The sequence below is a fragment of the Olsenella sp. KH1P3 genome (assembly GCF_900167315.1).
Lineage (GTDB): Bacteria > Actinomycetota > Coriobacteriia > Coriobacteriales > Atopobiaceae > Olsenella_J > Olsenella_J umbonata_A.
Map to the genome: position 1 here is coordinate 30,626 of NZ_FUWQ01000003.1, position 22,600 is coordinate 53,225.

A 22,600-nucleotide genomic window follows, 5' to 3' on the forward strand; every position below is an offset into this window, starting at 1 on the left:
TGGTTGCTCTCCTTTTGAGACGTACTGTGTCAAGCGAACGGGGTTACCCGTCGATAATGCCCAATTCTAGCAGCAGCTTGGTATCTGACGCGCAGCGAACTCGCTCGTCGGGGCGAATTCCTGCCACCCACGCAACGGGGCCCGTCGCGTCCAGTCGGACAATGGGCACGCCGGGACGGTCAGCCGCAGGAACCTTAGCCTCATTGAGGACGTCCGAGAGCTTCTTCGACTGGCCATGCATGCCCAGGGGGCACATGACGTCGCCCGGGGCCGCAGCGTCCACCCAAAGCCTTCCGCCCTGGGAGCGCGACAGCCCGCAGGCCTCCGCGTCGAGCAGCACGGAGCTTCCTTTGAACTCCAACGCGTGGGCCCGTGCCACGTCGGGCGCGCTGGCGCCCGCAGGCAGGCTGACCAGGCGTGCGGAGAGGGCGCGGCCGTCGGGAAGGGCGACACGCCCCGGAACCTCAAGCCAGAGGGCAAGCTCGCGACGCGAGGACCCATGAGCGCGAATGAACAGCAGGCCATACTCGACACGCACGTCGGCTCCCAACGGAATGCTCGCGGAACCGTGATCCGCGGCAACGAGCTCGAGCGCCCTCGCAATGTGACGCGCCTCGAGGCGCGCGTCGGGGCAGATGTCAACGATCGCCTTGCGCACGACGCGACGGGCGATGGCTACCTCGCAAGCGGCAAGCCGGCGGGCGTCGAGGGCGACCATGCTGTCGGAGCTCCTGCGAATCAGCTCGCGATAGGTCTTCGAGGCGACCTGGTTCATGTAGGCGTCCTCATCAGAGAGGATGTCGCAGGTCGTGGCAATGCTGCCGGCCACGCGGGCATTTCGCTTGCGCACCACGGGCATGACCTCGTGGCGAACGTAGGCGCGCAGGTAGTGGGTGTCCTTGTTAGTCACGTCCTCGCGCCAGATGATGCCGCGCATGCGAAGCAGATCGCATAGCTCCTCGTGCGTGTAGTCGAGCAGGGGGCGGACGATGCGGTTGCGCCTGCGAGGGATGGACGAGAGGCCCGCAGGCCCCGTGCCTCGGATGGCGTTCATGAAGAACGTCTCCGCGCGGTCATCGGCCGTGTGGGCCGTGACGATACGTGCCGCGGAACGCGGGGCCCCCAGCTGGTCGCAAAGGTCGTTCGCCAGCTTTCGCGCGGCCTCGTAGCGAACCTCGCGACCCACGTTCTCCACGTTGGCGTCATCGCTTGAGCCCGTGCGACGGGCGGCCTCCTCCGCCAGGGCCCTGACGTCCGCTCTATGGACGGTGCAGGGCATGCCAAAGCGCGACGCGAGCTGACGAACGAACTCCTCGTCTTCCTCCGCGTCGATGCCCCTAAGCTGATGGTTCACGTGCAGGATGTGAAGGCGCTCGCGCATGATGCGCTGCGCCCCGCGACCGTCGTCGATGTCCAGGGGGCTCGTGGCCGCAAGCACGACCAGCGCCGTGGAGTCCGCGCCGCCCGAGACCATGAGCACGACCGGGGCGCGCGACTCGTCGCCCCGCGCCGCCGGCGGACGCTTGAAGCGCAGCTCCGTTGCCGCATACCTTCGATTGACGCTGGGCACGGTACCTCCCTTGCGGCCGCGGCCGCACCGATGTTTTTTCTCGACTAGAGTATGCCACGGCACGCGCCCCCGCACTCACGCATTCCGCCGTGCGCTAGAGTTCTGCCATACCGGCAGACAACGACGACATTCGAGAGCGACGCCCATGACACCCCAACTGCACCTGCACATACTGGCCAGCGGCTCCAAAGGCAACGCCGCCGTCGTCGAGGGGCCCGCGGGAAGTGTGCTCGTCGACTGCGGCATCTCTCGCCGCGAGCTGCTCAGGCGCGGCGGCGCGCTGGGGGTGGACGTGGAAGCCGTAGACGCCGTCATCGTGACGCACGAGCACTCGGACCACGTGAGCGGTCTGCCCGCCTTCTGCAACAACTACGGCGGCCCGGTCTTCTCGACCGCCGGAACCGCAAGCGCGCGAAAGAGCATTGCGGGCACCCCCTTCGAACTCGTCGGTCACGACGACGTCCTCGAGCTTGCCGGGATGACGCTGCGCCTGTTCCCCACCTCGCACGACGTCGCCGACCCCTTTGGCATTCGCTTCGAGGTTTCGGGCGCGGACGGTGAGCCGGCCGACGCCGTGGGCTGGTGCACTGATACGGGCGTCCTGACGGCGGAGGCCCTCGGCCTGCTGCGCGACGCCCGCATCCTGGGCATCGAGAGCAACCACGACAGCGAGATGCTAAAAAACGGCCCCTACCCGTACTTCCTGCGACAGCGCGTGGGTGGCGAGCGCGGACACCTCTCGAACGACCAGTGCGCCGACGCGCTGCCGCTTCTTGTGGGGGAGGACACCGAAACCGTGGTCGCCTTGCACCTCTCGCAAAAGAACAACCGCCCCAGCGTCTGCATGCGAACGCTGGCCGCGGCCATGGGCGCGACGGTAGACGCCGGGCGTCCAAACGAGGCACGGACTCCCGACGGGCTCCTGAGCCTCTGTTGTGCCTCCCAGACCGAGCCTCTGACGATCTGGTAGCCCCTGACCCGGCGGCCCCACACGCTCCCGATTGCCCGATTTCCCGACGCGCCCGTCGCACAAGCGCGCTATGTTGCCTGTAGCACAGAGCGAGGCTAAGGGAGAAGAGCATGTCCATCGTCGCAGCGTTTGCGGTACCGCACCCGCCCCTCATCATTCCGGCGGTCGGCCATGGGCGCGAGGAGGGTATTCGCGCGACCGTCGAGGCGTACCAGGAGGTCGCCCGGCGCATAGAGCGGCTCGCCCCGCAGACGATAGTCCTGTCGTCGCCCCACGCCACGTGCTACCGCGACTACGTCCACGTTTCGCCCGGAACCGGCGCGCGCGGCGACTTCTTGCAGTTCGGAGCTCCGGACGCGGCATACGAAGCGGACTACGACAGCGCCTTCGTAAGCGCCCTGGACGCGGCCGCCCAGGCCGACGCCCTGAGCGCCGGAAGCCAGGGCGAGCGCTCGCCCGAGCTCGACCATGGCACCCTCATCCCCCTCCACTTCGTCCGCGAGGCCTACACGCGGGCAGGCCACGCGGTCGACTTCAAGCTGGTGCGCATGGGGATATCCGGGCTGTCTCCCGCAGACCACTATCGCATGGGAATGCTCGTGCAGCGCTGCGCCGACGTCCTGGGGCGCCGGGTGGTGTACGTCGCCTCGGGAGACCTGTCGCACAAGCTTTTGGAAGAAGGTCCCTACGGCTTCGCTCCCGAGGCACCGCGCTTCGACGACCACGTCTGCCAAGCCTTCAGGTCCGGATCGTTCCTCGACCTTCTTACCACCGACCATAGCCTGGCCAAGCGGGCCGCAGAGTGCGGGCTGCGCAGCTTCCAGATCATGGCCGGCGCGCTGGACCAGACGGAGGTCAAGGCCGAGCTCCTCTCCTACGAGGGTCCCTTTGGAGTGGGATACGGCGTCGCCGCGTTCACGCCCTGCGGAGAAGAGCGCGCGTCCTTCTCCCGCGCGTTCCTGCCCCAGTACGAGGAGGCCCGGGACCGGAAGATGCGGGAGCTGCGCTCGCACGAGGACTCCCTGGTCAGGCTCGCGCGGCGTGCGGTGGAGACCTTCGTCCGCGAGGGAGTCCGCCCCGACGCCGAGGGGTTGCTGGACAACCCGCTGGCACCCGAGGTCGAAGAGCTCTCCTCCCCCTCCGGCTGCTTTGTCTCGCTCACGCTAAACGGCGAGCTGAGGGGCTGCATCGGCACCATCCTTCCCGTCCGGCGCAATCTGGCCGAGGAGATCGTCGCCAACGCCCTTTCGGCCGCCTGCCATGACCCGCGCTTCAGCCCCGTGCGCAAGGACGAGCTGGCGCAGCTGGTCTACGACGTGGACGTCATGGGCAAGCCCGAGTCCATCTCGGACGCCAGCCAACTCGACCCCCGTCGCTACGGCGTCATCGTCAGCACGTCCGACGGCAGGCACGGCCTGCTCCTTCCCGACCTCGACGGCGTCGACGGCACGCAGAGCCAGATCTCCATCGCCGCCCGCAAGGGAGGCATCAGCCTGACGGACGACGACTGGCGGCTGGAGCGCTTTGAGGTCGTGAGACACCGGTGAGCGCAGGCGAAGGCAAGAGCGCGTTCTGCGACGTCTGCCCCAGGCACTGTAGCCTGAAAGAAGGCGCCATGGGATTCTGCCGTGCGCGGCGGAACGTGGACGGGCACATCGTCGCCCAGAATTACGGACGCGCGACCTCGCTTGCGCTCGACCCAATCGAAAAGAAGCCCATCGCACGCTGGAGGTCCGGGGGCACCGTGCTCTCGGTCGGCAGCTATGGCTGCAACCTGCGCTGCCCCTTTTGCCAGAACTGGCAGATATCCCAGGCGGAATCAGGCGACGTCGCCTGGCGCTACGTCTCGCCCCATGAGCTCGTCGACCTGGCCGCGCGCGAACGCAGGCGAGACCCGCGCATGGTCGGCCTCGCCTTCACCTACAACGAGCCGCTTATTGGCTGGGAATACGTGCGGGACTGCGCCAAGCTCGCACGCGACTCCGACCTCGCCTGCGTGCTCGTCTCGAACGGATGCGCGAGCGAGTCGGTCGTCCGCGCGCTCGCGCCCCTGACGGACGCCGCAAACATCGATCTGAAGTCCTTCTCGCCCGCGTTCTACCAGAGCTGCGCCGGCGACCTCGACGCAACGCGAAGGACGATAGAGATCCTGGCCGCCGAGCCCTCGTGCCACCTGGAGATCACGACCCTCGTCGTGACGGGCATAAACGACTCCGCAGACGAGATGCGCCAGATCGCCCGGTGGCTCGCCTCCGTCGACCCCAACATCGTGCTGCACGTCACGAGGTTCTTCCCCCGCTGGCGGCTCCGCGACCGCCCGGCGACGCCCGTGGAAGACGTCTATCGCCTGGCAGACGTCGCGCGAGAAGAGCTTGCCAGCGTCGTGGTCGGCAACTGCTAGGCCCGTCCCCCGGCCGCCGTCACATGTCGATCGGGAACTCGTCCCCTATGACCTCGCGCGTCTTGCCGCAAAGGAAGCCGTAGGGATCCTGGCTGTCGGCCAGGAGCTCGTTCGCTGTCGCCATGTCGCTCGTGTGGTCGCGCAACGGATAGACGCAGTCCACCATGCCGTCTTCGGTAGCCTGACGGTGCTCGACCAGGCATCAGCCGTCTCGAGGATGTTCTTGTTGGCCAGGTTGTCCCCCACCGCGCAGTCGCAATTCTTTCGACAGACGCGTTTGGGTTGCTCGACAGGTGACGAGCCACACAAACGAAAGGCATCCCGCTGCGCCTTTTCGCAGCGGGACGCTCGGCGACCACCAAACGCTCAAGGCGGGCGTCATACTAATCCTTCAAGAAGTCCAAGACCTCGCGCTCAATGCCAGTGGCGTCGAGACCATACTTTTTCAGCAGCTCAAGAGCGGGTCCAGACTCACCGAAGACGTCATTAATCCCGACCTTGCGCACGGGAACCGGGTCAGAGGCCAGAGCAGCCAAAACGGCATCCCCGAGGCCACCAATGATTGAGTGCTCCTCGCATGTCACAACTCGGCCCGTCTTCTTGGCCGAGGCGCGCACAAGCTCTTCGTCGAGAGGCTTCACGGTGTGGATATTGATTACCTCGGCGGCCACGCCCTTTGCAGAAAGCGCTTCGGCGGCCTCTATGGCTGCCGCGACCATGAGTCCCGTTGCGACGATGGTCACGTCGCCCCCCTCGCGAAGAGTGACACCCCTTCCCATCTTGAAGTCGTATGCCACAGGGTCGTTGATGACAGGGGCCGCTAGACGGCCAAGGCGAATGTAGACGGGCCCAGCGCAGTCGAGAGCCGCGCGAACCGCCGCACGAGCCTCCGTGTCGTCAGAGGGAACGATAACGGTCATGCCGGGGATGGAGCGCATGAGGGCGATGTCCTCGCAGCACTGATGGGTAGCACCGTCCTCGCCAACCGAAATCCCCGCATGGGTCGCACGGATGTTAACGTTGAGATGGGGATAGCCGATGGAATTCCTGACCTGCTCGAACGCGCGCCCGGCGGCAAACATCGCAAAGGTCGAGCAGAATACTTTCTTACCCGCAGCCGCAATGCCTGCGGCGACGCCAACCATGTTGCCCTCGGCAATTCCGCAGTCGAAGAAGCGATCCGGATATGCAGCTTTGAACCTGCTCGTTTGGGTTGCTGCCGCGAGGTCGGCATCCAGGACCACAAAGTCGTCGCGCTCGGCGCCCAACGCCACAAGCTCCTCACCGTAGCTGACGCGAGTGGCGATTCTCTTCTCCTCAGCCATTAGAGCTCCTTCCCGGCGGCCACGAGCTCGGCCATCGCCCGCGCGAACTGTTCGTCGTTTGGCGCCTTGCCGTGCCATCCGACCTGGTTCTCCATGAAGGAGACGCCCTTGCCCTTGACCGTCTCGGCCACGATGCAGGTCGGCTCCCCCTTGTGTGTGCGAGCCTTCTGGAAGGCATCTCGGATCTTGGCCATGTCGTTGCCGTCCGTCAGCTCGATCACGTTGAACCTGAATGCGTGGAACTTGTCCGCAACGGGCATGGCCGAGTTGACCTCCTCGATGGTCCCGTCGATCTGAAGCCCGTTGTGGTCGACAACGATGCACAGGTTGTCCAGTTGCATGTTGCCGGCAAGCATTGCGGCCTCCCAGACCTGCCCTTCTTCAAGTTCACCGTCGCCCAAAATGGCATACGTGCGCCAGCTCTCATGCCAATGCTTGGCGGCAAGAGCCATGCCGACGGCTGCGCTGACGCCCTGCCCGAGCGAGCCGGTCGACATGTCGACGCCCGGCGTATCGTTCATGTTCGGATGCCCCTGGAGACGGCTTCCGATGCGCCGGAGCGTCTCAAGCTCTTCCGCGTGGAAGAATCCCCGAGCCGCAAGGACCGAATAGAGCGCTGGAGCGGCGTGTCCCTTGGAGAGAACGAGACGGTCGCGGTTCGTGCAACCAGGGTCGGTCGGATCGACGCTCATGTCCTCAAAGTACAGATAGGTAAGAATGTCGGCTATCGACAGCGACCCGCCTGGGTGGCCGGATTTGGCGGCATGAACCGCGGTGACGATGCCGCGACGGACCTCATTGGCAATGCGCGCCAGCTCTTGGTCTGTCATAATGCCCTTTCCTTATTGATGTTGATACGTCGCGCCGTTCAGTCGTGCGGCAGACGACTACTGGGCGACGACCTTGGCCCAATCCGCATCAAAGGACGCCATGCCCTGGTCGGTCAGGGGATGCTTGAGGCACTTCTTGAGGGCGGAGAGCGGAACGGTGGCAATGTCGGCCCCCATGAGGGCGGCCTGGGTTACATGATTCGGAGTTCTGACGGAAGCGGTAATAATCTCGACCTGGTTGTCGACGTTCTTTCCGCCCCAGTCATAGTTGCCGATTGCCGAAACGACATTATTGAGCTCGGAGATGCCATCCTCTCCGATGTCATCGAAGCGGCCTACAAAGGGGCTTACGTAGCGCGCGCCGGCATTCGCGGCGAGAAGTGCCTGCGGAGCGCTGAAGATAAGCGTCATGTTGATGCGAACGCCCTCAGAGGCAAGTATGTGCGTGGCAGCAAGCGACTCAGCGCAGATGGGGAGCTTGACGACGATGTTTGGAGCAAGGGCAGAAAGGCGACGACCGTCCTCAATCATTCCCTCGACGGTTTTGGACTGGGACTCAGCGGAGACGGGCAGCCCCTTGCAGATCTCGGCAATCTTCACCATGTGACCCTCGAAATCGGCAAGCTTGCCGCCAGTTCGCGCATACAGCGAGGGGTTTGTCGTCACTCCCGCCAGACACCCCCAGCTCATGGCCTCCTTGATCTCGTCAATGTCAGCAGTGTCGATAAAGAACTTCATGTTTTCCCTTTCTTTTGAAGGCATCGTCGCGGGACGAAAATGAATCGCCCGCACATAGGCGGTTGTGCAATGCGGCCGAGAAGCCCCTTCGAGAGCTTGGCCACAGCGAGCTACATGCTCGCGCGAGTCTCGTCGATGATCTTGCGAACCTGCGCTGCGTTGGACGCGATTTCGCCAGCAGTTCCCTTCGTGAGGGGGCTCCCCATGCCATAGCATTCGGCGCCCGACCTCACCCAGTCGGCAAGGTTATCCAGGTTGATACCGCCAGAAATCATGAGGGGCATCCAGGGAGTCGGCGTCTTAAAGAGCCCGACGAGCTGTGGGCCATAGGTATTCGAGATGGGGAAGCACTTGACGAAAGACGCCCCGATCGAGAGGGCATGGTTCGCCTCAGTCATCGTTGTGCAGCCCGGTGCATAGGGAATCTGATAGAGATTGCAGATTGTCGCGACCTCGTCGCTCATCATGTTCGCGACGACAAACTGTGCCCCAGACATGACCGCCATGCGCGCGGTAGCCGCCTCCATGACGGTACCGGCGCCGACAATCATGTCATCGCCGAACCTCTCCTTGATTCCAGAGATTACCTCGAGGCGCGCAGAGTGCTCACGCGAGAGTACGGAACCGCCAAGCTGCTGAACCCCATGGGAAGACCGTCTGGGTCGCGCCAAATCCGAGCGATAACGGCAATCTCACGCCTCGCCGCAGGCTACGTGGAGGACGGCGACCTGATTCTCATCAACACCAGCGCCACAGCCATTGGGGTCCTCGACCACATCGAAGCCGAAGACGTCACATGCATGACGAACATGGGAAAGGCAGTCCTGCTTGATGGAATCCGTCCCAATGTGTCACTGCTGCTTACCGGCGGAGAAGTCCACCCGCCGCGCAGCTCCCTTACCGGAGCCGCCGCTATCAACAGCATTGCCAAGGTTACGGCAGCGAAGTGCTTCCTTGGCTGCACCGGCATCTCGGCAGAATACGGCCTCACGTCAGCAACCGCTCCGGAGCCCGCGGTCAACGCCATGATGCTCGAGCGCTCTAAATACCACGTCGTCCTTGCCGACTCCTCAAAAATCGGGGTCACCTCAAGCTTTCAGTTCGGATTAGCTGACGAGGTCGACCTTTTGATTACCGACACGGGCATCACGGACGATCAGGTGACCCGCCTTTCGGAAGCGGGCGTCAAAAAAATCCTACGCGTCGACCCCTCAATGCCCTCGGCATCTCTCCTAAACAACTAGACGTCCACGCGACGCCCCACGCTCGACGCGCCATAGGTCGATGAAAAAGCCGCCTGCCCCCCAGCATGGGAAACAGGCGGCTTTGCGCCACTCTATGGTCGCAACATGCGCTTCTGGCTACTTGCGGTGAGCGCGGTAGTACGCGATGAGCGCCTTAGTAGACTCGTCCTGCGAAGCAAGGGCCTCGTCATCGTGAAGGGCGGGAGTAATCTGCTTGGCAAGCTGCTTGCCGAGCTCGACACCCCACTGGTCGTAGGAGTCAAGGCCCCAGACCGTGCCCTCAACGAAGGTGATGTGCTCGTAGAGCGCGATGAGCTCGCCCAGGGCGTGCGGGGTCAGAGCCTCGCCGAAGACGGACGTGGTCGGACGGTTGCCCGTGAACACGCGGGCGGGAACCATCCACTCCGCCGTGCCCTCAGCACGAACCTCGTCTGCCGTCTTGCCGAAGGCAAGGGCCTTGGTCTGAGCCAGGAAGTTACCCAGGAAGAGCTCGTGAACGTCCTGCTCGCCGTCCTTGGTGGGGTTGGGGGTGTTGGCGAACGCGATAAAGTCAGCGGGAATCATGCGGGTGCCCTGGTGAATCAGCTGGTAGAACGCATGCTGGCCGTTAGTGCCCGCCTCACCCCAGAAGATCTCGCCGGTCTCGCAGGTCACGGGCGTGCCGTCCCAGCGCGTGGACTTGCCGTTGGACTCCATGGTGAGCTGCTGCAGGTACGCCGGGAAGCGGTGCAGGTACTGGTCATACGGAAGGACCGCATGGCTCTCGGCCTTGTAGAAGTTCACATACCAGACGTTGAGCAGGCCCATCAGGGCAACGACGTTCTGCTCGAGCGGAGTCTCGCAGAAGTAGGTGTCCAGGTCGTGGAAGCCAGCGAGGAAGTCCTTAAAGACCTCGGGGCCAAAGGCGATAATGAGGGACAGGCCGACCGCGGCATCGACGGAGTAGCGGCCGCCAACCCAGCTCCAGAAGCCGAAGGCGTTCTGGGGGTCGATGCCGAACTGCTCGACGAGCTCGAGGTTGGTGGAGACGGCCACGAAGTGGCTCTTTATGGCCCTCTCGACGGATGCGTCGCCGCCGTCGATGGCGCCCTGGGACTTGAGGCCCTCAAGCAGCCAGGCCTTCGCCTCGCGCGCGTTGGTCATGGTCTCGAGCGTGGTGAAGGTCTTGGAGACGATGATCACCAGCGTGGTCTCGGGGTCGAGTCCCTTGACCTTCTCGGCCATGTCGTTGGGGTCGATGTTAGAGACGTAGCGGACGTTGATTCCGGCGTCAGCGTAGGGCTTGAGCGCCTCGTACACCATGACCGGACCGAGGTCGGAGCCACCAATGCCGATGGAGACGACGTTCTCGATCTTCTTGCCCGTGACGCCCTTCCACTCGCCGGAGCGAACCTTGTTGGCGAAGGCGTACATGCGGTCGAGCACCTCGTGCACGTCAGCGACGGCGTCCTGCCCGTCGACAATCAGGCTGCCGGCCTCGCTCGCCGGACGGCGAAGGGCGGTGTGCAGAACGGCGCGGTCCTCGGTAGTGTTGATGTGGACGCCCGAGAACATCGCGTCACGACGGCCCTCAAGGTCGACGGCCTTGCCCAGGGCGACGAGAAGCTTGATCGTCTCGTCGCTCACGAGGTTCTTCGAGAGGTCGAAGTGAAGGTCGGAGAGATCGTAGGAGAGCTTCTTCACGCGCTGCGGGTCGTTGGCAAACCACGACTTGAGGTTGGCGCCCGAAGACTGAATCTTCTCGAAGTGCTGCTGGAGGGCATGCCACTCGGAAGTCTGGGTAACATCGATAGGTGCAGGAACGTCTGCCATGCTAGCTCCTCTGCTTAAGCCGCCGCACCATGCGGCGGGCTCGATGATGTCGCGCGCCACGTGGACGCATAGCCATGCGTGTTTATTTTAGCGGCGCAGGAGCGCGGATACCGAGAACATCAAGCCGTTTGCCATTTTTTCTTGCCATCAGAAGCCAGGTGGACGCTGATTCGAAGTCGTTTGTCCAGCAGAATCAACCGAACTAGTAAGGCGCGCCCAGAGGGGGCAGCCTCTTGAGACGCGACCACATGAGCTGCTTCTGCTCCTTGTCGGCCAGGGCAGCGGCAAAGCCGCCCAGGTTCATCATGCGCATTCCCATGATGGTCGCTAGCTCGCCCGGAAGCATCATGGCCTGCTCAAAGCTCTCGAGGTCACTGAGCTCGTCCGAGAAGGCCTCGCGCAGGTCTGCCGTCGCCGCGTCGTCGCAGGCGATGACCGTGGCGGGATCGAGGGTCATTATGGCCTTGCGGAGAAGTGCCGGGTCAATCGGCTCGCCGTCATTTCCCGCTGCGGCGACGCAGACCCAGTCCTCAGGCGCATAGCCCAGCGCCACAAGCGAGGCGCGCAAGGCTTTGCCGTCCTCGCCCGAGAGCAGGGGCTGGCCGCCCTTCTCGTCTTCCGACAGGTCGCCCTTCAGAAACAGCACCGACGAGAACGCATTGCCAGAGCTCCTGAGCCCCTCAGCGGCCAGAGTGGCAAGCTCCGCCCTGGCCTTCTCGACGTACTCCTGCTTTCGTGCGGCGCTTTCTTGCATGAATGCCCTCCTTGGAGGTGGGGCGCGACCCCGCCAGTTGTGTTTCTCGCCAATTCTAACGCTGCAATCCCACACGCGTGGGTATAAGGGCAACAGTAAAGAGCGCGGAATCAGACTTCCGCACAAACCGTTAGGAGTTTATTCATGGCAGAGGCTATTTCCGCAGCGTCGTTCGACTCCGTCATCGCGAACAGCGACAGGGCCGTCGTCGTTGACTTCTGGGCTTCCTGGTGCGGTCCCTGCCGCGCGCTGGGCCCCGTTATTGAGGCCGTCGTCGGCGGCATGTCCGACCAGGCAGTCCTCTACAAGTGCAACGTAGACGACGAAGCCGAGCTGGCGCAGCGCTTCCAGATCGTCTCCATCCCGACCATCATGGTCTTCAAGGGTGGAGAGTGCGTCCGCACGCTTGTGGGCAACATGCCCCGCGCCGACCTGGAAGCAGAGATCAGGGCATGCCTCTAGTGCACAACCTGATCGCGCGCATACGCCAGGCCACGCAGGGATTCGCAAATCTCGTAAGCAACAACCCGCGCGCCATCGTCTTTTCGGTGGCGCTCGTTCTGTTTGTCTGGCTGATGGGCGAGGTCAACCAGGTCGGCATGTTCAGCTTTGACGTCTCGGCCTACAAGTTCTTCGTCCTGTTCCTGCGCCGCCCCTGGCTCACGCCGATCATGCAGTCAATCTCTGAGCTCGCACTGCCGGTAGTCCTGCTGGTGATGCTTCTGGCCGTCGAGGTCTTCGCACCGGGGCGCAAGCCGGGCATGTGCGCGACGGTCAACCTGGTTGGCATCGCCCTCCTGAACCTCATCCTGAAGGAGGTCGTGCAGCGCCCTCGCCCGGATGGCTTCCGTCTGATCGCCGAGACCGGCTACAGCTTCCCCTCGGGCCACTCGATGGTGTCAATGGGCTTCTACGGGCTGCTCGCCTGGATGGTCTGGCACTACGAGAAGGACCGCTTCGTCAAGTGGCTCGGCGTCGCGGGGTTCGGAACCGTCGTCCTGTTGGTCGGTCTGAGCCGCGTGTACTTAGGCGTTCACTACGCCTCCGACGTCATCGCAGGCTTCTGCGTGTCGCTGGCCTGGCTGTGCGTCTACACGAAGCTGGTGGCACCCCTCTTCCTAGGCGAGCACGGCGAGAGCGCGCAAACCTAGCTGGGGGCGTTGCTGTCTCATCCGCCCGAACCATGCCTCCCCAAACGACAATCGGCCCCTCGCGTTCGAAGGCGCGAGGGGCCGACTTTCTTGCGTGTCTTGACAGCTCCCTAAAGACGGATGATCTCGGCACTCAGAATGGCGCCTTTCTCCACGATGATTCTCCCCATCGAGGGATACCCCGCACGGGGATAGGTCGGGCTGCCAGGATTCATGACCAGCGCCCCGGTACGCGGGTCCTTCTCGACAAAGGGACGATGGGTGTGCCCGCAGACGGCAACCTCGCAAGTCTCGAGGTCAAGCCGCTCGCGATAGTGGCAAATCTCCCAGCGAAGCCCCTCCGAGAAGAAACGCGTGATGTTGTGCATCACGAACGGACCGTAGTCGTAGCCCCAGTCGTTGTTGCCGTAGCACGCATGGACAGGGGCGATGGTCTCGAGGTGCAGAAGGTCGATGTCCGAGCAGATGTCTCCCGCGTGAACGATGACGTCCGCACCCTGGAGCGCCGACTCAAGCTCCTCCGAGATGTGCCCGTGCGTGTCGGAAACGATGTCGTAGCGCATGACGCTCGCTAGAGGCCGAGAGCGCGTTTGAGGGCGACGACGCGACGACGCGACACGGGAATCTTCTTGTCCTCGATGCCCTTGAGGCCGAGCTGGAGGATTCCGCTGGAGATGACCTCAACGTCCTCGACGTGCTCGAGGTTGACGATGTAGCCACGATGCACGCGGAAGAAGCCGTGGGGAACCAGCTTCTGCTCGAGCTTGGCGAGTGAGATGGTCGAGAGGTAACGATCGGAGTCGGTGTAGATGCAGGAGTAGTCGTCCTTGGCCTCGATGTAGCGAATCTGGTCGATGGGGACGAGGACCTTGCGGCCGCCCTTTTCGACCGGGATGCGCTCGACCGCACCATGATTGCCACCGGAGGGCTTGACGCGCGTCTCGACCTTGTCGAGGGCGTGGTTCAGACGGTCGGTCTCAACGGGCTTCATGAGGTAGTCGACGGCGTCGACGCTGAAGGCCTCGACCGCATACTCGCTGTACGCGGTGACGAAGACGACCGCAGGCGGGTTCTTGAGCTTGTGGAGCGCCTCGGCAAGCTGCATGCCAGAGGTCTTGGGCATCGAGATGTCCAGGAACAGCACATCGGTGCGGGCGTCGGTTCCCTCACGACTCCTGACCAGAGCCTCGACGGCCTCGCGGGCGTTGGAAGCCTCTTCGATGTTGCCAATGCGCCCGGTTTCCTCCAGGAGGAACCTAAGCTCAGAGCGGGCGGGGGCTTCGTCGTCGACAATGAGAGCATTAAGCACGTGAATCACCCAACTTTCCTTGCCCGCGGGCGCGGGCACACAACAACAACATCCTCAATCTTACCTTTAGCTGACAACTGCGTCTATTTGACAATGCGTCAAGCAATTGTATTAGTGCCCAGGGCCAAGACGCTACTCGTGCGCGGGAGCGGCCCCCTTTAGGCGCAGCGTGACGCTCGTCCCCTCGCCCACCTTGCTCATGATCTCGACTCCCGAGCCCTTACCGTAGAAGCGCTCGATGCGCTCGGCGACGTTGCGCAGGGCGATGCCCGTGCCCTTGGACTCGCTCGAGGAGTTCTGCGACGATCCCTCGAGAAGTCTCTCGGCAACGGACTCGTCCATGCCGTTTCCGTCGTCGACGACGGCAAGCATGACGTCGTCGCCGTCGCGGACCACTTGGATGTCAATACGGAGCGGCCCCTCGTCGCGCATGGCGTGGCGCACGGCGTTCTCGACAATGGGCTGCACAATGAAGCCCGGAACCATGACCTCGCCGCAGCCTTCCTCGACGGCCTCGGTCTCCACGATGCGGTCCTCGCCGAAGCGGGCTTTCTCGATGGTCAGGTAGCGACGCGTCTGCTCGAGCTCCTCGAACAGGGGAATGAGGCTCTTTGAGCTGCTTTCGAGCGTGCGTCGGTAGAAGGACGAGAACTCGCGCAGCACGTTGCGCGCCTTCGTGGGGTCGGTGCGGGTCAGCGCAGCGATGGTGTTGAGCGTGTTGAAGAGGAAATGCGGGTTGATCTGCGCCTGCAGGGCCTTGACCTCCGCGCGCGCCGTAAGCTCGGCCTGGCGGTCCAGCTCGTACGTAGAGAGCTGCGTGGAGAGGAGCTCGGCAAAGCCACGCGCGATGGTCAGCTGGGTCCTGTCTACCTCACGGGCGTGACGGTAGTAGAGCTTCAGCGTTCCCACGGTGCGGTCGGCAACGGTCAGTGGCGCGATGATGCCGATGGGATAGAGGTCGTCCCCCTGCGCATCGCCGTCAACCGGCCTTGCGGATGCCGCGAGCAGGTTGCGCTCGTCGCGGTCGAGCGAGCTGAAGGTCTGCATGCGCCCGCTGGAAATGACCTCGCGCGTCGGGGCGGTGTTGGGCACGCCGGCATGGGTGCCCAGCGTTTCGCCGCCCACGTAGGCCATCGTCTGGATCACGTCGGTCATCGCAATGGCCGCAGCCGAGGTCTCGGGGAGCAGCAGCTGGCATACCGCGACGCAGCCCTCGGGAGTGAGGCCGCCCGCCATGTGGGCAAGCGTGCCCGAGGCAACGCGCAGCGTGCGCTCGGTCGCCTGAGATCGCAAGTCATCGGGAACCAACAGGTTGGTGCCGCCAAGAACGATGTCGATGGCCAAACCCGCGCCAGCAATCATCGCCGCAAAGAGGTTGCTGGCGATGAGGCCCCAGGAGAGCAGGGCGAGAAGAACGATGGTGACCAGGACGAGTCCAATGTGCATCAGCGAGCCGTAGTGCGCAGAAAGCCAACGATTCACGAGCGAGAACCCCCCTCGACGGGTTTTGGAGACGCCATGTTGAGCAGTCTCTTGGCAAGCAGTTTACTGTCCCAAAGATCCGACATGATGCGGGGCCAGTACGTTTGAAACGAGAAGTACTCAGTCGAGTGCTCCTTTGCCCACGCTCGAGCGCGGCGGTGACCCGACAACAGTATCTTAAGATATGCAAGCCGCTGGGGCCCCACAAGCGCCCGACGGAACGCCGTCCCACGGATACGACGATGCACGTCAGGCGAAATCCAGCCCGAAGGATACGGCCTGAGCGACTCCGCGCGAATCTGCCTGATGCCAGGCGTAGCATTGGCCGCGGCAATCTTCTCGGTCTCGTAGCTCCACCGGTAGACCCCCTGCACGAAATGCTCGGCCGTCTGGGGGAGGTCCGGGGGGAGGTGGCGCACGCGCCAGGCGTTGTCAATCCAGACATCTATGCCGTTCATGCGGAGGTTGAAGAGGTAGTCAAGGTCTTCTCCCCTGCTGATGATGGGATCAAATGGAACCTTGGTATAGGCCTCCGCACTCACGACGAAACACCCGCCGCACAGGGAGTTGGCACGCGATATGCGCGTTCCCGTCAGGGCGCGGTGCATCCACTGGTTGAACTCTATACGCTTCGACCAAAGGCGCTCGGACCAGCGCGGACGGCCAACGTTTGCGTAGGGCGAGTTCTGCCAGTCAAGAAACAGGCCGCTCTTGCAGCGGATGGGGATGCCCTGCCGCGTGATCGAGCCGATTCCGTAGACCGCGTCAATAAGGAAGTTCTCGTCCAGAACGACCTCGTCATCGTTCAGGAAGACGACCACGTCATGGTTGAGCATGGCCGCAATCGCAAGACCCATATTGCGAATGGCGCCATAGCCGCGCAGGGAGACGTAGTCGGCGTCCATGCGCGGAACCACCTTCTCGACCGCCCCGCTCACGATGGAACCCTCGCGGCTGCCGATGACGATAGGGCTCAGCGAGAGGTGCTGCCGGCAGATCGCGTCGACGCGTGCGCGGGCAGACTCCTCGCACTCCGCGGGCGCAACGAGCAAGACGATAACCCTCAGCACGCCACGGACCGCCTCCAGGGACCTGAGACAGGTCTCGAGCTCGGGAACCGGCTTCGTGATGGGAGTGACATGGTCGTAGACGCCAGCCTCTCCGATTTCGGTAGGCTGGTCGGTTTCGGCCCAATAGGAGGGGATGACGATGGCGGGATTCACCTGAGCGCACACCTCCCGACCGTCAGGGAGGCGCCGACGGCAACCATGACCCCGCGCGCGGCGGGCATAAGCGCCCGACGCTGAATAAGTGCACCGGACTTAGTACCGCGTTTCACGTTGTTCCTCCAAGTGCGCAGGGGCCGTGCCAGCGACCGTTGGCCGTGTTGGGACCATTCTACCCCGTTCGCTCCGTTTATGGACTATTATGTGCAGGTCCGCGAGAACCGGTTGACTTGCCACCCCAGCCGAATCAGTCTTTCGAAGTGCCGTTCAAATATAACGAATGCAACGGTTGGAAATGAAAGGCGCACCAGCGCTTGCGTGAGTAAGAGAGAATGTAATATGCAGCCAATACAAGAGCAATTGTCCGACAGCGAGATAGAGGAAGGCGGGAAGATATCGCGCAGGCGCGAGAAGCCCTCTCCCGCGCGTTTCTTCATCACCCTCAATGTGGGCCTCTTCATCACGGCATTGGGCATCGTCGCCTTCAAGTCGCCCAACCACTTCGCCATGGGCGGCACATCGGGCATGTCAATCATCCTCTCGACGCTCTTCCCCACCCTGCCGGTCAGCGCGTTCATGTGGGTCATCAACATCATCCTGGTCGTGCTCGGCCTAATCTTCCTGGACAGGAAGACCATCGGCTGGACCGTATACTCGTCGCTGGCACTCTCGGCGTTCACCTCGCTGCTCGAGATCGCCATTCACCTGAGCGGCCCCATGACGGACGACACCTTGCTCGAGCTCATCTTCGCCGTGCTGCTTCCGGCCGTGGGCAGCGGCATCATCTTCAACATCGGCGCGTCGACGGGTGGCACCGACATCCTGGCGATGATCCTGAAGAAGTACAGCTCGCTCGAAATCGGAAAGGCCCTCATGGTGGTCGACGCCGCCATCGTCGCCGGTGCCGCAACCCTGTATGGGCCACGCACCGGCCTCTACTGCGTGCTCGGCCTGTTTGGCAAGGCCTTCGTGGTCGATACCGTCATCGAGAGCGTCAACCAGCGCAAGGTCTGCACCGTCATCAGCCGAGACCCCGACACCGTGCTGACCTACCTGGTCAGGAACCTCCATCGCACCGCAACCATTCGAGAAGAGCGTGGCGGCTTCACCGGAAAGCGCGAGACGGTTCTGGTCTCCGTCCTTTCTCGCAGCGAAGCCAAGCAGCTGCGCGTCTTCCTGCGCGACAACGACCCAGACGCGTTCATCACCATCGTCAGCAGCTCGGAAATCATCGGCAGGGGCTTCCGCGGCGTCTAGCCCATCGCCCCTCGCCGGACGCAGGTAGGGCGACGACGCCGACCGAGCTCCAGTGACAGCACCAGTGACAGCACCATGCCACAGGCATGCACAATCGGCGCCCCACGTCTCAGGCACGCGCAACCGAACGTCCTTTTACAGTCATGGGGACGTCCCCGGCAAGCCGGGGACGTCCCCATGACGTTTCGCTTGGTGCCGTCCGCCTATCCGTACGCCCCAAGGAGGTGGGAGGACCTACTTGGCCTGAGCGGAAGGCTCCTGCTGGGTGATGCAGTGGATATTGCCGCCGCCGTAGACGACCTGCTCGGACTTGACACCCACAACCTTATAGACGCCCTCGCCCCAGGTCTCGTCATAGATCTTCTGGAGCGTGTCGACGGCAAGCTGGTCGTTCTCGTCGCCGTACTGCGGGGTGATGACGCCGTGGTTGGTGACGAGGTAATTCATGTAGGAGGCGATCAGGGGCTCGTCGGGAACGCGCGGCTCCGCAGCCTCGTCGACGTCGATGGAGTCGCAGGCCTCCTGCGTCATGTACAGCGGCTTCACGGGCATCGGGAGCTTGTAGACCTTGAGCTTCCGGCCCTGCGCGTCGGTCGCGTTGCTGAGAGTCTCGTATGCCTCGTGGCACTGGCGGTAGAACGGGTACTCGGGATCGTCGGTCCAGATGCAGGCCATGACGCCCGGCGCGATGAAGGTCGCGACGTCGTCGATGTGGCCGTTGGTCTCCTCGGGATCGATGCCCTCCTTGACCCAGATGACCTTCTCGACGCCCAGGTACTTCTTGAGCTCCTCGTTCATGTACTCGCGAAGCTCCTCGGACCAAGGCTCGAACTTGCGAGCGCACTTGGGCCAGATGGTGTCCCCTCTCTCCTCATCGGCCACGAGGGCAGAGCAGGTGCGGCCGGGAGAGAGCAGGCACTGGTCGGTCACGACAAGGGTGCCCTCGCCGTCGACGGTAATGGAGCCGCCCTCGAGGATGACGTAGTCGGGACGATAGGCCTTCACGCCAGCAATCTCGGCAATCTTCTGGGCGATCTCGTCGTCAGCGCGCCAGGGGAAGTAGAGGCCGTCCACCAGTCCGCCGTAGGCGTTGAAGTGCCAGTTGACCGCGCGCTTCTCGCCCGTGTCGTTCACGACGAAGGTCGCTCCGGTATCGCGGAACCAGGCGTCGTCGGTGGTCATCTCGATGACGCGGACGTTCTCGTCCTCCTCGAAGACGGCCTTGCAGTTGGCGTAGTCGCGCTCGTTGGCGCACATGGTAACCGGCGTGAACTCGGCGATGGCGCGAGCGATGTTTGCATACTGCTCCTGTGCAGGCTTGGCGCCGAACGACCAGGTGTCGGTGCGGGTGGGCCAGCCCATCCAGACGCGATCCTGCGGGTCGAACTCGGCGGGCATGCGGAAGCCGTCGGCCTTGGGGGTTGAGTCAGACTCAAATATGGTACGCATTGCATTTCCTCCTCTTGAGGCGGCCGCCGCCCATGCGGCGGCCGCGCTTCGAGAACAATACGAACAAGGTGGTTAGAGCGAGTCGGAACACGTTCCGACGCAAGCGGAGAAGACCTTCTCCTACTCGGCCGCGGCCTCCTCGGCCAGGCGCTTCTGGGCGAGCTCGGGCGTCAGACCCATGTACTCCTCGTCGCGATCCTTGGCGGAGACGATGCGCACGACCTCGCCGATGGCCAGAAGGACGATGAAGCCGATGAGCTTCGGAAGCTTTCCGTCAACCTCGGCGGCGCTGAGGGGGACGACCGTGGTGATGGTCACCGCGATGAGCTCGACCATGGGAACAACCATGGCGATCTTCAGCAGGACACCCTTAAAGGGAAGCTTGTACACGCGCTCGCGATTCGGGTCGTTCTTGCGCAGGTTCATGAACGCCGGGAACATGGGTACGTAGGTCAGGAGCAGGAACACGACCGAGAGTCCGAAGAGCATCCAGAAGATGCCGTTGGAGATTGCCTCAATGGGGATGAGCTGGATGCAGAGGACCAGCGAGGCGACGACGCCGTTGATGATGGCGGCCTGGTCGGGCATGCCGGTCTTGGGGTTCATCTTGCCAAACGCCTTGGGCATGTTGCCCGTCTTAGCAGCGTATGCCGCCGCGGAGTTGACGCCGAAGGACCACGAGGCCATGTTTGCGAAGAGCGTGACGAGGAAGGCGACGCAGACGGCCTTGAACAGGATGGAGTCACCAACCATGGCCTGAACGGCGACGATCATGCCGTAGTCAGGGTCGATCTGATCGGAAGGAATTGCGGCACCGATACCAAAGCCGGCAAAGAGGTAGATGGCCGCGATTGCGACGCCGCCAAGGATGATGGCCTTGGGGATGTCCTTGTTGGGATCCTTCATGTCACCCGTCATGGTGCAGATGACCTCGAAGCCCATGAAGTTGAAGATGATGATCGAGATGTAGCTCAGAGCGTTGAGGTCGCCGGAAGGCAGGAAGGTCTGGAAGCTCATGTCGTTGGCGAAGCCGTTCTGGGAGGCGAACCAGATGCCCAGGCAGCCGACGAGCACCGCGACGATGACCTTGATGATTGCGCCACCGTTCAGGATGATCTCGGAGTCGGAGACCTTCGAGAACGACATGAAGGTGACGATCCAGGTAAAGGCCAGCTCGACAAGAAGACCAGTGACCGTGGTGAACTCGATGCCAAAGGCCATGTTGATGACCGCTGGAAACAGCGTGGACAGCGACGCGATCCAGAACGGGTAGTTGACCCAGTAGTAGTAGGACGCGCGGGCCGCCCACTTGTCGCCGAGTCCGTCTCGAATCCAGTCGATGATGCCGCCCTCGCTGTCGTACGTGGTGCCAAGCTCGGCAACCGCAAGGCCATAGGGAATCAGGAAGGTGAGGATCAGGAAGATCCACCAGAAGAACTGCTGATTACCAATGGCCGCCGCAGGAGCCGCAGCCTCGCACACGAAGACGACGCAGATGACCGTCGAAATGACGGTGAGGAACGAAAGGCCCTTCTTCTCACCCATTGCGCTTCTCCTCTTTCGTGACGATCGTCGCGGCGCCGACGCGCCGCGACACAATAGAATCCTCCCGCCCGACTCCGCGGGCGGGAGGGGCAGCTTGATACCGGGGCGTGCCCTACCCCGTAACGCAGGCGCAGGGAGCGCTTACTTCTGGAGCTCGGCGATCTTGTCCAGAGCAGCGTGGAGCTCAGCCTTGGCGGAGTACTCGAGGTCCTCGTCGTTGAGCGGGGTACGCTCGCCGAGGGCGGCGAGGAGAGCGCGGATGGAATGCTTGCGGTTCTCAGCCTCGACCCAGCAGAGGGAGCGCTCGGGGTTATCCATAACCTCGTCGGTAACCTCCTCGCCGCGGGTGGCGGGCAGGCAGTGCATGAACTTGGAGTTGGGGGAAGCGTAGTTCATCATGTCCATGGTGACCTGGTACTTGGGGTAGAAGACGTCCATGTAAGACTCGCCGCCCTCCTCGTCGTCGTACAGGCCGTACCAAACGTCGGTGTAGATGAAGTCAGCACCCTTGATGCACTCGATGTCGTCGGAAATCACGATGGAGCCGCCAGACTTCTTGCAGTTCTCCTCGCCAATGGCAAGCAAGTCGACCTTGTTCTCGACCTGAAGGCCGCCGTCGGTGATCTGGTGACCCTTGGGGCCGTACTGCACGAACTTCATGCCGATCTTCGAGCATATGAACATGAGAGAGACACAGACCTGGGTCGCGTCGCCGATGAAGGCGAGGGTACAGTCCTCAATCTTCTTGCCCTCGGGGAGGTTTTCGAGCATGGTCATGAGGTCACCCAGCTCTTGGGTGGGGTGGTTGTACTCAGACATGCCGTTGATCACGGGAACCGCAGACCCCTCGGCAAGGCCGACGACGTCCTTGTGACGGTTGACGCGAGCCATCATGATGTCGAGCAGGGAGCCCATGACGCGAGCGGTGTCGCCGAGAGACTCGTGGCCGCCGAGCTGGATGGTGCCGGGGCCATAGAACTGCGCGTGGCCGCCAAGGTCGGTCATTGCAGTCTCGAAGGACAGGCGGGTACGCGTGGACACCTGCTGGAAGATCATGCCGAGAGACTTGTTGCGCTTCAGGTGGGGATAGAAACCGTCGACCTTGATGGCCTTCTTCATTGCAAGACCGAGGTCCTCGAGGGCAAGGAGTTCCTCCTTGGTATAGGCATTGGTGTCGATGTAATCCTTGGGCATGGTCATGTCGTGCTTCCTTTCTTACGATTGCGCCGAAGTGACGCCCGTCGACTCGCTCCGCCCCCCTTCTGGACCGGAGCCCCCATTCACACCGAGCGGCTCTCCGGCACGATTGGAGAGCGCTCGAAAATGCACGACCCCATATTCGGCTCGACCATTTTCGTCCGCCAGTTTATAGCGGATTCTTTGGGTGACAGGAGGCCTAACCCCTCCCTAAACCTTCGGTAAATCAGCTGGTAGAGAACGTAGGCTCGAAACGTCCTCAAGCAGGAGAAGGACAAGGGCGGCCAGACGGGGCAAGGTGGCGGACTGGCCTTCTCAACCGCCCGCAGCCCGATAGCTA

22 protein-coding genes are annotated in these 22,600 nt (G+C 63.0%); 7 read left to right on the top strand and 15 right to left on the bottom strand.

What is annotated here, in order from left to right:
* Positions 1–43: 43 nt before the first annotated feature.
* A complete protein-coding gene (gene tilS, locus B5D13_RS04810; protein ID WP_078687208.1) occupies positions 44–1,570 on the bottom strand; it encodes a tRNA lysidine(34) synthetase TilS in 1,527 nt (508 codons plus the stop codon).
* Positions 1,571–1,715: 145 nt separating this feature from the next.
* Between tilS and B5D13_RS04815 the strand changes: the two genes are divergently transcribed.
* The 3 genes from B5D13_RS04815 to amrS all read left to right on the top strand — a co-directional run bounded on the left by B5D13_RS04815 (position 1,716) and on the right by amrS (position 4,941).
* Entirely contained in the window at positions 1,716–2,540 is an 825-nt protein-coding gene (locus B5D13_RS04815; RefSeq protein ID WP_078687209.1) for an MBL fold metallo-hydrolase, read from the top strand.
* Positions 2,541–2,650: 110 nt separating this feature from the next.
* Positions 2,651–4,087 carry an AmmeMemoRadiSam system protein A gene (gene amrA, locus B5D13_RS04820; protein ID WP_078687210.1) on the top strand — a complete coding sequence of 479 codons (1,437 nt, stop codon included), beginning with the start codon at positions 2,651–2,653 and terminating at the stop codon, positions 4,085–4,087.
* Complete coding sequence (gene amrS, locus B5D13_RS04825; protein WP_078687211.1) at positions 4,084–4,941, top strand: AmmeMemoRadiSam system radical SAM enzyme; 858 nt, start codon at positions 4,084–4,086, stop codon at positions 4,939–4,941. Before amrA ends, amrS begins: the two co-directional genes overlap by 4 nt.
* A gap of 19 nt (positions 4,942–4,960) precedes the next feature.
* On the opposite strand, the gene B5D13_RS08785 is transcribed toward amrS, so the two are convergent.
* From B5D13_RS08785 to B5D13_RS04845, 5 genes are all read right to left on the bottom strand, one after another.
* Positions 4,961–5,107, bottom strand: coding sequence for a hypothetical protein (locus B5D13_RS08785; protein WP_180363897.1), 147 nt, complete (start codon positions 5,105–5,107; stop codon positions 4,961–4,963).
* Positions 5,108–5,324: 217 nt separating this feature from the next.
* Positions 5,325–6,266: a transketolase family protein gene (locus tag B5D13_RS04830; protein WP_078687212.1), complete on the bottom strand. Its 942-nt coding sequence runs from the start codon at positions 6,264–6,266 to the stop codon at positions 5,325–5,327.
* The gene (locus B5D13_RS04835; protein WP_078687213.1) at positions 6,266–7,096 is read right to left on the bottom strand and encodes a transketolase; all 831 of its coding nucleotides are present in this window, start codon (positions 7,094–7,096) and stop codon (positions 6,266–6,268) included. Before B5D13_RS04835 ends, B5D13_RS04830 begins: the two co-directional genes overlap by 1 nt.
* 57 nt (positions 7,097–7,153) lie before the next feature.
* Positions 7,154–7,834 carry a transaldolase family protein gene (locus tag B5D13_RS04840; protein WP_078687214.1) on the bottom strand — a complete coding sequence of 227 codons (681 nt, stop codon included), beginning with the start codon at positions 7,832–7,834 and terminating at the stop codon, positions 7,154–7,156.
* A gap of 110 nt (positions 7,835–7,944) precedes the next feature.
* Entirely contained in the window at positions 7,945–8,385 is a 441-nt protein-coding gene (locus tag B5D13_RS04845) for a beta/alpha barrel domain-containing protein (protein WP_090991493.1), read from the bottom strand.
* A gap of 51 nt (positions 8,386–8,436) precedes the next feature.
* Between B5D13_RS04845 and B5D13_RS04850 the strand changes: the two genes are divergently transcribed.
* Positions 8,437–9,078, top strand: coding sequence for a DeoR/GlpR family DNA-binding transcription regulator (locus tag B5D13_RS04850; protein WP_234970703.1), 642 nt, complete (start codon positions 8,437–8,439; stop codon positions 9,076–9,078).
* A 117-nt stretch (positions 9,079–9,195) separates the two neighbouring features.
* On the opposite strand, the gene pgi is transcribed toward B5D13_RS04850, so the two are convergent.
* Positions 9,196–10,890 carry a glucose-6-phosphate isomerase gene (pgi, locus tag B5D13_RS04855; RefSeq protein WP_078687217.1) on the bottom strand — a complete coding sequence of 565 codons (1,695 nt, stop codon included), beginning with the start codon at positions 10,888–10,890 and terminating at the stop codon, positions 9,196–9,198.
* A 202-nt stretch (positions 10,891–11,092) separates the two neighbouring features.
* Positions 11,093–11,644 (bottom strand): hypothetical protein, encoded by a 552-nt coding sequence (locus tag B5D13_RS04860; protein WP_078687218.1) that lies wholly within the window; start codon positions 11,642–11,644, stop codon positions 11,093–11,095.
* Between the two features lie 144 nt (positions 11,645–11,788).
* Between B5D13_RS04860 and trxA the strand changes: the two genes are divergently transcribed.
* Together trxA and B5D13_RS04870 are read left to right on the top strand one after the other, a co-directional pair.
* Entirely contained in the window at positions 11,789–12,106 is a 318-nt protein-coding gene (gene trxA / locus B5D13_RS04865; RefSeq protein WP_078687219.1) for a thioredoxin, read from the top strand.
* Positions 12,097–12,795 carry a phosphatase PAP2 family protein gene (locus tag B5D13_RS04870; protein WP_078687220.1) on the top strand — a complete coding sequence of 233 codons (699 nt, stop codon included), beginning with the start codon at positions 12,097–12,099 and terminating at the stop codon, positions 12,793–12,795. The genes trxA and B5D13_RS04870 overlap by 10 nt, the downstream gene beginning before the upstream one ends.
* Positions 12,796–12,905: 110 nt before the next feature.
* On the opposite strand, the gene B5D13_RS04875 is transcribed toward B5D13_RS04870, so the two are convergent.
* The 4 genes from B5D13_RS04875 to B5D13_RS04890 all read right to left on the bottom strand — a co-directional run bounded on the left by B5D13_RS04875 (position 12,906) and on the right by B5D13_RS04890 (position 16,809).
* Complete coding sequence (locus B5D13_RS04875) at positions 12,906–13,358, bottom strand: metallophosphoesterase family protein (protein WP_078687221.1); 453 nt, start codon at positions 13,356–13,358, stop codon at positions 12,906–12,908.
* A gap of 8 nt (positions 13,359–13,366) precedes the next feature.
* A complete protein-coding gene (locus tag B5D13_RS04880) occupies positions 13,367–14,104 on the bottom strand; it encodes a LytR/AlgR family response regulator transcription factor (RefSeq protein ID WP_200802614.1) in 738 nt (245 codons plus the stop codon).
* A 132-nt stretch (positions 14,105–14,236) separates the two neighbouring features.
* Positions 14,237–15,586 (bottom strand): histidine kinase, encoded by a 1,350-nt coding sequence (locus B5D13_RS04885; protein WP_200802611.1) that lies wholly within the window; start codon positions 15,584–15,586, stop codon positions 14,237–14,239.
* A complete protein-coding gene (locus B5D13_RS04890; RefSeq protein ID WP_078687222.1) occupies positions 15,583–16,809 on the bottom strand; it encodes a glycosyltransferase family 2 protein in 1,227 nt (408 codons plus the stop codon). The genes B5D13_RS04885 and B5D13_RS04890 overlap by 4 nt, the downstream gene beginning before the upstream one ends.
* Positions 16,810–17,151: 342 nt before the next feature.
* On the opposite strand from B5D13_RS04890, the gene B5D13_RS04895 reads away from it, so the two are divergent.
* Entirely contained in the window at positions 17,152–18,069 is a 918-nt protein-coding gene (locus B5D13_RS04895) for a YitT family protein (protein ID WP_078687223.1), read from the top strand.
* A 234-nt stretch (positions 18,070–18,303) separates the two neighbouring features.
* Here B5D13_RS04895 and B5D13_RS04900 read toward each other — a convergent pair whose 3' ends face one another.
* From B5D13_RS04900 to ptcA, 3 genes are all read right to left on the bottom strand, one after another.
* On the bottom strand, positions 18,304–19,518 hold the full coding sequence (locus B5D13_RS04900) for an agmatine deiminase family protein (RefSeq protein ID WP_078687224.1): 1,215 nt from the start codon (positions 19,516–19,518) through the stop codon (positions 18,304–18,306).
* A gap of 120 nt (positions 19,519–19,638) precedes the next feature.
* Positions 19,639–21,063 carry an APC family permease gene (locus B5D13_RS04905; protein WP_078687225.1) on the bottom strand — a complete coding sequence of 475 codons (1,425 nt, stop codon included), beginning with the start codon at positions 21,061–21,063 and terminating at the stop codon, positions 19,639–19,641.
* A 141-nt stretch (positions 21,064–21,204) separates the two neighbouring features.
* Positions 21,205–22,263: a putrescine carbamoyltransferase gene (ptcA, locus tag B5D13_RS04910; protein WP_078687226.1), complete on the bottom strand. Its 1,059-nt coding sequence runs from the start codon at positions 22,261–22,263 to the stop codon at positions 21,205–21,207.
* Positions 22,264–22,600 lie beyond the last annotated feature (337 nt).